The sequence below is a fragment of the uncultured Tenacibaculum sp. genome, assembly GCF_947494125.1.
In the GTDB taxonomy this organism is placed as follows: domain Bacteria; phylum Bacteroidota; class Bacteroidia; order Flavobacteriales; family Flavobacteriaceae; genus Polaribacter.
In genome coordinates this window covers 121,511-135,929 of record NZ_CANLTU010000009.1, presented here as the reverse complement: position 1 = coordinate 135,929, position 14,419 = coordinate 121,511, and the positions used below count along the sequence as shown (strand labels likewise).

Annotated in this window: 13 protein-coding genes and 1 pseudogene; 3 read left to right on the top strand and 11 right to left on the bottom strand. The window is 31.7% G+C overall.

Annotated features, from left to right (window positions below):
• The 8 genes and pseudogenes from Q0881_RS14055 to Q0881_RS14020 form a co-directional block, all read right to left on the bottom strand.
• Positions 1-5,209, bottom strand: a pseudogene (locus Q0881_RS14055) (hypothetical protein); the annotation flags it as partial.
• 586 nt (positions 5,210-5,795) lie between these two features.
• Positions 5,796-6,068, bottom strand: coding sequence for a hypothetical protein (locus Q0881_RS14050; protein WP_299161512.1), 273 nt, complete (start codon positions 6,066-6,068; stop codon positions 5,796-5,798).
• 1 nt (position 6,069) lies between these two features.
• Positions 6,070-6,345: an ATP-dependent Clp protease adaptor ClpS gene (locus tag Q0881_RS14045; RefSeq protein WP_299161510.1), complete on the bottom strand. Its 276-nt coding sequence runs from the start codon at positions 6,343-6,345 to the stop codon at positions 6,070-6,072.
• 5 nt (positions 6,346-6,350) lie between these two features.
• Positions 6,351-7,184 carry a 50S ribosomal protein L11 methyltransferase gene (gene prmA / locus Q0881_RS14040; RefSeq protein ID WP_299161508.1) on the bottom strand — a complete coding sequence of 278 codons (834 nt, stop codon included), beginning with the start codon at positions 7,182-7,184 and terminating at the stop codon, positions 6,351-6,353.
• Entirely contained in the window at positions 7,184-7,939 is a 756-nt protein-coding gene (tpiA, locus tag Q0881_RS14035) for a triose-phosphate isomerase (protein WP_299161506.1), read from the bottom strand. The genes prmA and tpiA overlap by 1 nt, the downstream gene beginning before the upstream one ends.
• A 192-nt stretch (positions 7,940-8,131) precedes the next feature.
• Entirely contained in the window at positions 8,132-8,620 is a 489-nt protein-coding gene (locus Q0881_RS14030; protein ID WP_299161504.1) for a TlpA disulfide reductase family protein, read from the bottom strand.
• Between the two features lie 3 nt (positions 8,621-8,623).
• Complete coding sequence (locus Q0881_RS14025) at positions 8,624-9,106, bottom strand: thioredoxin-like domain-containing protein (protein ID WP_299161501.1); 483 nt, start codon at positions 9,104-9,106, stop codon at positions 8,624-8,626.
• A gap of 2 nt (positions 9,107-9,108) precedes the next feature.
• Positions 9,109-10,185 (bottom strand): ABC transporter permease, encoded by a 1,077-nt coding sequence (locus tag Q0881_RS14020; protein WP_299161499.1) that lies wholly within the window; start codon positions 10,183-10,185, stop codon positions 9,109-9,111.
• Between the two features lie 63 nt (positions 10,186-10,248).
• Between Q0881_RS14020 and pyrF the strand changes: the two genes are divergently transcribed.
• Both pyrF and Q0881_RS14010 read left to right on the top strand, forming a co-directional pair.
• Positions 10,249-11,061 (top strand): orotidine-5'-phosphate decarboxylase, encoded by an 813-nt coding sequence (gene pyrF, locus Q0881_RS14015; RefSeq protein WP_299161497.1) that lies wholly within the window; start codon positions 10,249-10,251, stop codon positions 11,059-11,061.
• A gap of 7 nt (positions 11,062-11,068) precedes the next feature.
• Entirely contained in the window at positions 11,069-11,860 is a 792-nt protein-coding gene (locus tag Q0881_RS14010) for a helical backbone metal receptor (RefSeq protein WP_299161495.1), read from the top strand.
• Here Q0881_RS14010 and Q0881_RS14005 read toward each other — a convergent pair.
• The 3 genes from Q0881_RS14005 to Q0881_RS13995 all read right to left on the bottom strand — a co-directional run bounded on the left by Q0881_RS14005 (position 11,843) and on the right by Q0881_RS13995 (position 13,165).
• A complete protein-coding gene (locus Q0881_RS14005) occupies positions 11,843-12,040 on the bottom strand; it encodes a hypothetical protein (RefSeq protein WP_299161493.1) in 198 nt (65 codons plus the stop codon). The two genes, Q0881_RS14010 and Q0881_RS14005, sit on opposite strands and share 18 nt — an antisense overlap.
• 203 nt (positions 12,041-12,243) lie before the next feature.
• Complete coding sequence (locus Q0881_RS14000; protein ID WP_299161491.1) at positions 12,244-12,951, bottom strand: DUF4197 domain-containing protein; 708 nt, start codon at positions 12,949-12,951, stop codon at positions 12,244-12,246.
• 49 nt (positions 12,952-13,000) lie between these two features.
• Entirely contained in the window at positions 13,001-13,165 is a 165-nt protein-coding gene (locus Q0881_RS13995) for a DUF5522 domain-containing protein (RefSeq protein ID WP_299161489.1), read from the bottom strand.
• Positions 13,166-13,284: 119 nt separating this feature from the next.
• Here Q0881_RS13995 and Q0881_RS13990 point away from each other — a divergent pair, with 119 nt between their 5' ends.
• Positions 13,285-14,346: a hypothetical protein gene (locus Q0881_RS13990; protein WP_299161486.1), complete on the top strand. Its 1,062-nt coding sequence runs from the start codon at positions 13,285-13,287 to the stop codon at positions 14,344-14,346.
• Positions 14,347-14,419: the final 73 nt, after the last annotated feature.

The window sequence follows — 14,419 nt, the reverse complement described above, 5'->3', positions numbered from 1 at the left end:
GCGTATTAGAGGCCCATGCTGCTGTTACTCCCGCTGGTAAGCCCGTAGCTATACCTATACCCGTTGCTCCCGTAGTTGCATGTGTAATATTGGTAAGTACCGTATTTATACATAGCGTTGGCGTACTCGATGCCACTGCTACTGTATTATCTGGTTCTATAGTTAGTACAGCTTCACTTGATGTAATTGTTGTACAACTATTTTTAGTACTTGTTAATAGTACTCTATATTTATTTGTTGATATTGATTGTAAAGGATTTGTTAAGGTTAAAGAAGCTGATGTTGCCCCGCTATAGATTCCTCCATCTGTTATTGCATTCCATGGTCCTGAACCTCCTACTTGTTCTTCCCATTGGTAAACTAAACCTGTTGTTGAAGCTGTACTACTACTATAATCTGGCACTCTTGCTCCTACAGCTCCTGTAAAAACTGTTGTACTTAATGACTCTCCTGCAACTGTAAAAATAGCATTATCTCCTAAACAAATTTCTGTTGGATTTGTAGGCTCTGTAGCTATTTGTATGATTGTAGCTTCCAACTCATTACCTATTACTCCATTATAACTAGTAGGTAATATTACCATTCCTGTAGTTACTTGGCCTGCAGTATTTATCCCGTCTCCATCTAAAATATCATCATCATTAACATCTATACCTCCTGATTCTTTAACATCACTACATAAGTCATTATCCGAATCGGAATCTAAATGATTAGCAATATTATCTCCATCTAAATCATAAGCTGCTTCTACTACTCCATTAACATCTCCTATCCCTGCATTGGTATCATCATCATCTAAATAAAGTGCGATTCCATCTAAATCCCCATCTACTAAAGGATCTATGCCTCCTAGTTCTATTGAATCTAAGATCCCATCATTATCATCATCTATATCTATAACATCATATACACCATCAAAATCTGTATCTGTTGTTACCACAACTGCTAGTGTTATATAGCTACCATGTGTTAAAGTAACATCTGCTATTTCTCCACTTGCATTTAACTGCCCTAATATAGTTGTCCCTGAAGAAAAATCTCCATCAGCATCTTCTATTAGAAAGTATGTCGCATCAAATCCATCAAATTTCATGTTTACGGTTTGTGAAAAATTTGTAGCATTTACTTTCCACTCTCTTATAACACGAGATGTATACTTGGCTGTATTAATTTCTGTAGTTTGTGTTGTAAGGCCACCATCATTATTTCCTAAAACTAAAAATTGTAAGTCGTTTGTATGAGCTGTTGCTCTACCAAGATTTGGTGATGTAAAATCGTTATCTAAAGCAATTGTTATAACTGCATCACTATTAATCGATTTAGACACATATTGCTCAAAACTTGCATCATCTCTACCAATGCCAAAAATATCTTTGCTATACCCAACATTATCAGACGCATCCCACATGATCGTAGTACCATCACTAGCAATATAATCTTGTGGAACTGTTTGGTCCAACGTAACTCCATATTTAATTGCTAAATAAGATTCAATTTTCTTTCTTTCAGTAAAATTATCAGTATCAAAGAAAACAATTTCTGAAATGTGATTTGTATTTCCGAAACCACCACTAGCTATTCCAATATGTAAAGGATGATTAATAGCGTCAACCGTTTGACCTGGAGTACTGTTCGAAACAGAAGCAGCTCCGTTAACCGCCATCCTTTGCGTACTACCTACACTTTGAGCTGCAACAATTACTGGAACATTAGCCGTATAAGGTCTATATATAGCTTCAGGATCTCTATTTCCAGCCCAATCATGATGCTCATAAGCCATTTCACCTTGATGAGCTGTTAAAATCCACCCATTGTCCCAAAACGATTCTTGCTTTCTTGAAAGGATAATCCTATAGTCACCAGCTCCACTGTATGCAGATTTCGATACCGCATATATTGATCTATTAGATGTTTCAAAGATGTTGTTATCAGCCACAGTGAGATACCTATCAGATCCTCCAGGACTAAACTGAATAGAACCATGGAAGTTAAACCCATTAGTACCATTAGCTGCTTGGTAGAACGGTTGATTAGCACTTGAACCATTTCCTGCATTAAAAGGAACATCTGATTGATCTTTCCAATCTGATACATTTCCTCCTTGTGTAGTTGTATTTGTTCCATCATCTGCAACTAACCATAATTCCAAATCTTGAGATACTCCTCCTGGGTATTTCTTTTTAACAAAAATAGTAAGGTAGTCCCCATCATTTAGTGTTACACCTGTAATTTCACCGTTTTTATCAAGTAAACCTACCTCTGTTGCACCAGTTGAAAAATCACTATCAGTACCATCTTTCATTAGGTAATATTTAGCAGTACTTGTAGATTCAAATCCAGTAAATTTCATATTTACTGTTTCTGAGAAGTTGGTAGCATCTACCTTCCATTCACGAGTTACACGTTTGTTATACAAACCACTTGCAGGCAACTCTGTTGTTTGTGAAGGAGCTGTAGCTCCATCATCATTCCCTAAAGTTAAGAATTGATATTCATTTGTATGTGCCGTTGTTCTTCCCGCATCAATATTAGATAATGTGAAATCATTATCTAATGAAACAGTAATAATTGCATCACTATTAATAGAAGTAGATACACGTTGATCTAATGTAGACAAGTCATCTCTACCGATACCAAAGATATCGTTATCATATCCTGCATTTGTAGTTGCATCCCACATCAATGTAACCCCATCAGAAGCTAAATAATTTGTAGCCACATTTTGGTTTAGTGTAATACCGTATTTAAGCGCAACATATGAATTAACACGTAACTTTTCTGTAGCAGAAAGTACACGGTTATAATTAACGATTTCACTCATCGATCCTCTCCAACCAGTATGACCAGATCTTACACCTATAAATTCAGAAGTTGTACTAAAATCAATTGTGTTAGTGGTAGTACTTGCTTGAACCATACCATTAAACCCAACGCTCCAATCATTTGCTGCCGCATGAACATTGAAGATATTCCATTCTCGTGTTTCTATACCAATGTTATTTACAGCACTAATTCCAACTTTTGCGTTAGTGATAGTTCCAGTTAAAGGATTCCAACCAAACATATCATTTGAACCATAAGCATTATAAACGGCATTATCACCAAATGCATAATTTGTGTTAGTTGTATTGGATAGTTGAAATGGCGTACTGTTATTATTAGTACCAATTCTGTTATCTTTTACAACTGCAAATACATCTCCTGCAGTATTATCATTGACAAAATCTCCATCATCATCCCTTAACCAATCATCTCCATCAAAATCTACTGAATTATTAAAATTCAACACCGTTGCTTGTACTTCAGGAGTACTATTCACAGTTCTGAAGTTATTACCTCCTGGTGAAATATCTGTCCAACCTACACCATTTACCATGTTACCAAGTACTTCTTGGTTGGCATCTAACCATAGTTCCATTCCTGCAACAACTCCTCCTGGAGCTTTTACTGCGGCAACAATTGTTAAATACTCACCATCTGCAAGAGTTACTCCTGTTATTTCTCCATTAACATCCAAAGCACCAACTTCTGTTGAACCTCCATTGCCAAAATCACCATCATCATCTTTCATTAAATAGTATGTAGTTATTGCTGTTGTGCCATAACCTGTAAAACTCATATTAATTGATTGTCCGAAATTGGCAGATTTATCAACCTTCCATTCTCTTGCAATTCTAGCATTATAGGAACCTGTTGGCAATTCTGTTCCTTGATTTGCAATAACACCACCATCATTATTTCCTAAAACCAAAAACTGTAGATCGTTTGTATGAGCTGTTGCTCTACCTTGATTGGCTGAAATAAAATCATTGTCTAAAGCAATGGTAATAATTGCATCGCTATTAACAGACATTGATACACGTTGATCTAATCCAGAGGCATCATCTTTAGCTATACCAAAAATATCAGCATCATATCCTGAATTCGCAGTTGCATCCCAGATAGTTGACCCATCAGATGCTAAATAATCAGCTCCTCCTCTTAACGTAATACCATATTTAATCGCCAAATACGATTCTACCCTATTTATTTCGGAAGTATTTAATTCCCAAGGATAGTGAATAACTTCTGCAATATCACCATTAAATCCCTCATTCGCAGGAAATCCTGGAGTAGCACCAATGTAAAAATCATTATTTGGATGTAATCTAGTTCTCCAATCAACATCGGTAACTGCAATATCTGAGGCACCATTCATGTTTGTTAAAATATTATTCCCTAGAACATACTGAGGATTAAGATATTGACCCGAAAGAATATATGACCCTGGGTTAACGTAATCTCCTGTACTACCACCATATCCTTGATTTCTAGTTACTATCCATCCATTGTTTCCATTCGAACGTAAATCAAAACTTTGGTCACTAGCTGCACCATTTCCGTAACCAGTTATAATCTCATTCCCTGAAAATGTGTTTGTAGTTACAACAAACATTGTTCTGGATTGTTTTCCAAACGCAAAACCATTCACATTATCACCATTTGACATTCCGTCATCTGTAAAATCTACAGTTGGGTTAAAATTCATCAATTCTGCTGCTGTCGTACTATAATACGTTGGATTACCATAATTTTGTGATAAATCGTTACCATTTATAGATTGATCAATCCAAGTAGTAGCAGTCACTCCATTGGCATCAGTAATACCTGCATCAGCTTTATGCCACGATCCAAGTACTACTGAAGTAAACAATTGATTATCTGGAATATCTACAAATGTAGCTCCACCACCAGGTAGGTCCCATTGTACATATAATTGTTCACCACCACTATTTTCACTATACCTTACTTCCAAGGCATGAAATCCTGCAGTAAGATTAATAATCGGTGAGTCAACAGTTCCACAGCAGTTTCCTGAAAAAAGTAATACGCCATCTATAAAAAGAGCCGCTTCATCATCTAAACCATTAAAACGGAAGGTATAATCTCCAGCAGTAAGAATATTTACATCTGTATTTAATACTAAAGAAAAGTTAGTATTAATTTCATTTGTAAATAAATCATCTACATGTGTAAAATCATCAACATAACCTGTTTGACGTAGTGTTCCCGTAATACCATCTTCTGGTGTTGCATCATATCCTGAATAAAGTTCGTAGGCTATTCCATTAGAATAGCCTGAAGATACCCCTCCAGGTGATTGACTATAGGATCCCTGAACAAGAAGCATTAGGAAGATTCCTATAATGTAAGTGTATTGTTGCTTCATAAACTTATTTTTAAAAGATTAATTTTCTTTATTTTTAGTATTACTCCCTCTTTTTCTTAAATAAAACAAGTTGATTTATTTTATTATAAGCAAGAAAAACTGGCTGTTTTTTGCTTAATACTGAACTAAATTTAGTCAAGTTCCTTGTGTCTTTTCCTAAGCAAGTAACAAACGGTTGTTTTTAGTAACAAACGGTAAGATTTTGAAGATCAACGGTGTGTATTACAAAATAATCGGCAATTATAGTATGATTATCTCCGAGATATAGAAATGTATTTTCTAAGATTTTTTCTTTTCTAATAGTTTACATAAATAAAAAAGACCTTGAATTTTCATTCAAGGCCTTTTCGTCTAACCAAACTTAGTATAAAAACTAACTACTACTATTATTTATATTTTCATCTCTTTTTGAGGAATCTTCTCCTTTCAACAAATTGTTTACTCGGAGAAGTTTTTTAAGGGCTTGTTCATTTTAAGGGTAACCTCTTTAAAGAATTATTATCTCGTTTACATTAGTATGACACGTTTTTTTTGGAGTAGTCACATTTAAACAAAAAAAAACTCAAAAAAAGTTTTTTTGAGTTTTTTAATACAAATATTTTCTAAGAACTACCCGATGCTCTGGAATAGATTTATCGTAGTTTTTTATTAAACTTTCCAGTATTTCTGGAGGTTTCACGCCTATCTCTTTTTTTGATTTGTATTTTGAAACATACAAATCATAAGTTTTATTATTTTTTTCAAAAATTAGAAAATGATATTCATTTAATTCTGAAAAACATATATCATTTCCTGAAAAAGTTCCCGAATTGTCTGTTATAAATTCTGAGAACTCATAATATCTAAAAATATTCTCCATACTAAATAATCTCAGCAGATAAACCTAATTGTAATAATTTAGAACATCTTGATTCTAAATCCTTGTATTCTCCTGTTTTAACTGCACATTTACCTTTGTAATGCACTAAAGTTGCACATTGCTCTGCCTGCTCTAGGGTATGGTCGCATACATCAACCAAACTATCAATAACATGATCAAAAGTATTTACATCATCATTATGCAAAATAATTTCATGCTTTTTTGTTTCTTGTATTAAAACATCTAGCTCTTCCTGTATCTTTTCTATCGTACTCATTTGCTTTATTTTTGATATTGCAAAGCTACCCAATTATTTCTTTCAATGGTTTTATTTAATGTTAAAGCGTACTTAGACACCTCAGCATCAACAATTGGTATATCTTCACTATAGAATCCACTTAATAACAAAATTCCTTTTTCACTTAAACAATTTGTATAGGTTTCCATGTCATTTAGCAAGATATTACGATTTATATTTGCTATAATTATATCGTATTTTTTCCCTGCTAAGAGCGATGCTTCACCTTCATATACAGAAATATGTTTACATCCATTTCTTTCTGCATTTTCTACCGAATTTTCATAACACCATGCATCTATATCTATTGCATCAATAGGTTTTGCTCCTTTCATTTCAGCAAAAATTGCTAAAATTCCTGTACCACAACCCATATCTAGCGTTTTTTTATTCTCAACATCTAAATCTATCAAATGCTGCACCATCATATGAGTAGTTTCATGATGCCCTGTACCAAAGCTCATTTTTGGCTCTATTACAATATCGTATTTTAAATTTGGGTTTTCATGAAACGGCGCTCGTATGCTTACCAAATCTTCAACTCGAATTGGATTAAAATTTTTCTCCCATTCAGCATTCCAATTCGTTTGCTCTATTTCTGTGTGATTGTACGTTATTTTAAATTCTTCCGATTTTAAAATATAAACTTCCGATAAAATATCTTCTTTCCACTCCTCCTTTTGAACATAAGCTGTTACTCCATTATCGTTTTCTACAAAACTTTCAAAACCAACCATCCCTAATTCTGCAATTAGAATTTCTGTTGCTGGTTCTTTAGGTGTTACTTTAAAAGTATACTCTATATAAATATTATCCATTAAATTGCATTAATAATAGCTACAAAATCTTCAGTCTTTAGAGCTGCTCCTCCTATTAATCCTCCATCTACATCCGGCTTTGAAAATATCTCTTTTGCATTTGCTGGTTTCACACTTCCTCCATATAAAATTGAAATAGCATTTGCTACCTCTGTTCCATATTGTTTCTCCATAATTCCCCTAATAAATGCATGCATTTCTTGTGCTTGTTCTGGCGATGCCGTTTCTCCTGTACCTATTGCCCAAACTGGTTCGTATGCCAAGATTATTTTAGAAAAGCTCTCTTTTTTAAGATGGAATAACCCTTCTTTTAATTGTGTTTCTACTACCTTAAAATGATTTTCTGATTTTCTATCTTCCAATTGCTCTCCAAAACAAAAAACAACTTCCAAATTGTTCTTTAATGCTGCATCTACCTTCTTAGCCAATAAATCGTTCGCTTCATTGAAATACTCTCTACGCTCTGAGTGTCCTAAGATTACAATATTAACACCTAAATTAGTTAACATACTTGCAGAAACCTCTCCTGTAAATGCTCCTTCTTTTGCTTGGTGCATGTTTTGTGCAGCAACTTCTATTTTAGATTTTTTCGATCTTTTTATTGCTGAATTTAAATTCACAAAACTAGGTGCTATTACCACCCTAGCATCGCTTTCTGTATTCTTTATACCTTTCTTTATTCCCTTGATTAATTGTTTAGCTTCTTCAAGGTTTTTATTCATCTTCCAGTTACCTGCAACTATCTTTTGTCTCACTTTTGTCTTAATTTATATTAAAAATATTATTTTATCAAGAATCTCTTTAACAAATGCTATCCTTTTTACTACTTTAAAAATAATACCATCGAAGATTTCTTGTTAAGCTGAAGATTATTTTGTGCTGCAGAAAACTAGTTTTTATAAAAAACAATACTACAAGCTACTTAGCTATTAAACAGCTAAAATACATTATTTTTTTAAGCCCTCTAAGATTAAATTGTCTGTTGCTTTTGTTGCATTAAAAACCTCTATTTTTCCTGCTTCATTTATTAGTACATAACGTGGAATCCAATTTAAACCTAAGAAGTCTCCAAAACGCCCTTTCCATCCCGACTGCATAAAGTAGTGCTGCCCTTTTAACTTCAATCTTTCTACACCTTCTTTCCAAGATTCTAAATTTCTATCTAATGATAAAAACAAGTACACAACATCAGGGCTTTGCTTTTGTAGCTTTTTTACTTTTGGTAAACCTTTTAAACAATCTGTACACCAAGATGCCCAAACATCTATCAATATTTTTTTACCTTTATTGTTAGCTAAAATTTCCTTGAAACTTACTTCTTCATTATTCATAGCTATAAAAACATCATTTAATGCTTCTTCAGAAAATGTTGTTGGACTTTCCATTGTACAACTATATAATCCTATGAATAATGCTAACATCCCTTTCTTAATCATGTCTTATTTAATTTTATTTTTAAATTTATCTGACAGACTTGATGTTTTATAAAGTATAATTTTTCCTTCTTTATCAAGAATTAGAAACCTAGGTATTGTTTTTAGTTTTAAAAACTTTCCTAAATCTCCTTTTCCTTTTTTAGGTATATAATAATGTTGTCCTTTTACCTTAATACTTTCAAGTCCTCTTTTCCAGTCGTAATAGGAATGATCTACTGACAAAAAAACATAATTAATTGAAGGGTTTTCTTTTTGAAAAGCAATAACATCTTCAAAACTATCCTGGCTTACTGGGCAATAAGTAGCAAAAATTTGTACAAACTGCTTTTCTGCTTTGTTCTTTTTTATAATTTCTTTTAACGTTATTGTATCTCTACTTTCTGTTACTAACTTTTCATTTAATGAAACTCCATTAAACTCTTTTGGCTGAAAAACTGCACAGCTACTTAGTATTGAAAAACCTATAATAAATAAAAAAAATCTCATATTTAACTTAATCTAATTCTTGGATCTAGCCAGCTATAAACAACATCAACCAAAATATTTATAATAATAAACAATGTGGCTACTACTAACACAGCTCCCATTATTACTGGCAAATCAAGTGTATTTAATGAATTTACAATTTCTTTCCCTAATCCATTCCAATTAAAAATATACTCTACAAATACCGCTCCTGCTAACATTGATGCAAACCATCCCGAAATTGCTGTTATCACAGGATTTAAAGAATTTTTTAATGCATGCTTTTTAACCACCTGAGCCATTGTTAATCCTTTTGCTTTTGCCGTTCGTATATAATCTTGACTTAATGTTTCTAACAATGAATTTCTCATTAACTGTATTACTACTGCTAACGGACGTATTCCTAAAACTATTGCTGGTAATAGTAAGTTTTTTAACTGTAAATACCTTCCTTCTCCAAAATCGTCTACTTCATACAAACTTCCTGTCATTTCTAAATTGGTGTATTTGTGTAATACAAAGCCAAAAAACCAAGCAAATAAAATAGCTGAAAAGAATGACGGCACACTCATTCCAAATGTACTTACTACAGCTATAACTCTATCGAATATGGAATCTTTATATAATGCTGAAACCACACCTAGTAATATCCCTAATAATAAAGCTATTACTATTGCCGAGACTGCTAAAACTGCTGTATTCGGCAATGTTTCAGCTATAATTTCCGACACTGCTTTTTCATTTTTCTGAAATGACTCTCTTAAATATGGATATTTTATAGCTATCGTTTTTTCTCCTACTGAAAACAATTTTTGTTCGTTATACTTCCCTTTTGTTAAAAATGTATAATCTTCTTTATTTTTACTGTGAACTGAAAGCGGAGATACATCGTTTAAATAATATAAATACTGCGTAAATACAGGTTTATCAAAACCATATTTTTTTCTAATATTATTTAACTGCTCTGTATCTTCCCTTTGATCAAGCATCATACGAGCTGGATCCCCTGGTAAAATATTGAACAATAAAAAGATAACAGTTACCACTCCAAAGAGCGTTAAAAACCCGTAAAGTATTTTGTTAATTATATATTTAAACATCTGAAACAAAGATAACAGAAAGTGGCAAAATTGTGTACTTTTGTACAACTTTTACAACAACACATGACAACACAACAACTTGTATCTGAAATTAAACGAAAAAACTCGTTTTTATGCATTGGCTTAGATGTAGATTTAGATAAGATACCACCCTATTTATTAAAAGAAGAAGATCCTATTTTTGCCTTTAACAAAGCTATTATTGATGCTACACATCATTTATGTGTAGCTTACAAACCGAATACTGCTTTTTATGAAGCTTATGGGTTAAAGGGCTGGAAAGCTCTAGAAAAAACCATACAATACATTAACGAGAAGCATCCTGAGATTTTTACGATTGCCGATGCTAAACGTGGAGATATTGGAAATACCTCTACTATGTACGCCAAAGCTTTTTTTAACGACCTTGCTTTTGATAGTGTTACTGTAGCTCCTTATATGGGTAAAGATTCGGTGGAGCCTTTTTTAGCTTTTGAAAACAAACACACTATAATACTTGCCTTAACCTCTAATCAAGGTGCTTTCGATTTTCAAACGAAAACTGTTAATGGTAAAGAATTATACAAACTAGTTTTAGAAACTTCGAAATCGTGGAAAAACGCAGAAAACTTAATGTATGTGGTAGGAGCTACTAAAGCTGAATTTTTAGCAGACATAAGAACTATAGTTCCTAATTCGTTTTTATTAGTTCCTGGTGTTGGTGTACAAGGCGGAAATTTACAAGACGTTTGTAAATATGGTATGAACGATACTATTGGGTTATTAATTAATTCTTCTCGTGGTATTATTTACGCTTCCAATGAAAATAATTTTGCTGAAGCTGCCGCTAAAAAAGCTAAAGAATTACAACTTCAGATGAAAGAAATCTTAAACTAGTTTGCCTATGATGTTCAAAGACCAAATGAATAGAGTTTTTGAATTAAATAAAACCCCTAAACGTATTATTTCTTTAGTTCCAAGTCAAACAGAATTACTTTTTGACTTGGGATTAGAAGAATCTATAGTTGGGCTTACTAAATTTTGTGTGCACCCTATTCATTTAAGGAAAGAAAAAACTATTGTTGGTGGCACTAAAACTATTAAAGTTGATAAAATAAAAAGTTTAAATCCTGATATTATTCTTTGCAACAAAGAAGAAAATACTAAAGAGATTGTTGAAATTTGCGAACAAATTGCTCCTACTCATGTTTCTGATATTTTTACTCTTGATGACGCAAAAGAACTAATAACTCAATACGGAACTATTTTTTCACTTAAAAAACAAGCATTAGAAATTACTACTGAACTTGATAATAAGATTGATAACTTTAAGCAATTTATTAAAAATAAAAAAGAACTAAAAGTAGCCTATTTTATTTGGAGAGATCCATGGATGGTTGCAGGAAAGAATACTTTTATTAATCATCTTCTAGAACTAAATAAATTTAAAAATGTTTATAATTCTATAGATCGCTATCCTGAAGTTAATATAGCTAACATTGTATCTAATGGTAATCCAGATTTAATATTACTCTCCTCTGAACCTTACCCTTTTAAAGATAAACATAGCAGTGAATTAAGAGCACACACAAACCTTTCAAAAATATTTTTTGTTGATGGTGAGATGTTTTCTTGGTATGGCACTAGATTATTAAAAGCCTTTGATTATTTTATAGATTTACACAACAGAACTTGAGAGGTCCTTATCTAAATATTTAATTCTATTCAGTTTCTCTAAAACTTTCATTGCCTTAAAAGCAGAACGATCACTTTTACATTCATCTTCATACTTATAATCATTAGCTCTTTCAACCAATTTACGGTACCTTCTTTCAAGATGCTCCTTGTACCTATGTAATTGACTAACTCTTGACATGTTTATATTTGATTAACTCGGACTATAAATATACACAAATATTTGACTTACAGCAACATATAACCATTCCTCTTTACGTTTTAAGTGTTTTTCCTATCGTGCATTTAAATTTCTACACATAAATCAATAAAAAGAGCTTTCTATTAGTGCGACTAATTGAAAACTCTTTTATTAAACTATAACTGATATACAATTATTATAGCTTACCTTTTATCCTGTAAAGCAAATACTTGACGTAACAATGCTGTATTACGTAAACCTACCTTTTCACGAATTCCTTTTTCTTCTACTGCTATCATAGTGAAAACACCATTTAAGGCTTGTGTTGTAACATAATCTGTTAAATCTGGGTTCACTTTTTTCACAAACGGAATACTATTATATTTAGAAATTAAATTCGTCCAAATTTTATCTGCTCCAACTTTTCCAAAAGAATTTTTTATTACTGGATTGAATTGACTATACAATGCCTTATTTGTTTTTCCTTCTAAATAGGTCGTTGCCGCATTTTGCTCTCCTAATAAAATGTTTTTTGCATCATTAAAGGTTATTTCTTTAACTGCATTTACAAATATTGGTGTTGCTGTTTTTACTGCATCTTCAGCCGTTCTATTTATCGCTTTTAATCCTTCATCTGCTAAATTACTTAATCCTATTTTACGTAATCCTTTATCTACAGCTCTTAATTCTTCTGGTAAAACAATTTTCACCAACTGATTTCTATAAAAACCATCTTTAGCTGTTAGTTTATTTACTTGATTTTTTATTCCATTATCTAATGCTTGACGTAAACCATTTCCTATTTGATCTTGCGATAAAACTCCTCCTTGTGGTAATTGATTTACTACTTTTTGTAATTCTGCACATCCTGTTAATAGAACAACAAATGCTACTGCTATAATTTTCTTCATTTCTGTTTGATTTATATTTTTTAGAAACAATTATTTATTAATTGTCACTTTATTTAAAACTATCTGTTTTTTTATCATAACCATAAGGACAATGCTTACACCCGTTCTTACAACAATATCCTCTCTTTAAATGATATTTCTCTGTAAATACTCTATACCCCTGCTCATTTAAATAATAATCTTCTTCAGTTAGGACTACTCTTTTATTATACATAAATGCAAAAGTAATTGTTTTATTTTTACCAAACTTGACATAACAAAAAGCTTGCTAAATACTCATATATATAGTACTATTGAATACATTTATTTTGATCACAACATTAACAATCATTAATGAACAATTTAATAAAGAAATACGAACTCATAATTACTGATAATTATGAACTAACTTATTCATTCTTTGAAGAAGAAATTAACAAAACTAAAAGTGTTTACATAGAAATCATGCTGGTTTGCAAATATCTTTGTGATGAAAAAATAGACCAAGCTAAAAATATTTTTAGTAAAATTAAACTCCAAGAGGTTAATAGTCCAATGTTAAAAAGCTTATTAAAAATGAGTGAAGGTTTAATTAAATCTAAAGAAGGAGAACATAATTCAGGCATTGAATTACTTAAAGAATCTATCGATATAGATACTTTAAGTCAAAATAAATGGGTTCGTTTAAAGTTATATTTAGAATTAAAAGAAAAAACACCGTATGAAGCATGGGGATATATAGAAGACGCGATAAAGATCGACCCTAACTTTTATGCAGCTTTAGTTGAAAAAAGTTTTGGCTTAGACCCTTCAATTAATCATACAGAGATTATAGATCTTTTAAATAAAATACCTAGTACTTATAAAGATGCGGATTGTTTTAATCTTTTAGGGGTTGCCTACTTAAATTCCGAAAGTTATGAAAAAGCAAAACTCAACATTGAGCAGTCTATAAATATAAAAAAGACAAGTGACAACTTATTTTCATATGCTAATTTTTATCACCAATATGAACATAATCTAAATAAAGCAGAAAAATTATACCTTGAAAGTCTTTCTCTTGACAATTCTAATCAAGACGCTAGAAATTCTTATGGTTGGTTATTGTTTGATTTGAATCGAATAGAAGAAGCTGAAAAAATATTTATATCAATGTTAGATTTTTCTAAAGATCAAGAAATTTTCAGTCAAATAATTTTCTTTTTCCTCATGAGTAAGAATCTTGAAAAAGCAAAATTATATGTAAATATTTCTTCAAAAAAAAATGACTCCAACTATATGAATGACGGATATTTTATCATGATCAAAATCTTAGAAAAGAAAGAGTATAAAAAAGACTATACGTCATTCAAAAAAGAATATGAAGATTATGAAGACAAATGGTTTAGAGAACAATTAACCTATTTATTGGAATAAGTTTTCCTTAATATAAAGTACTCTTAATTACACAAAAAAGCCTTGCTAATTAAAACAAGGCTTTTCATTTTTA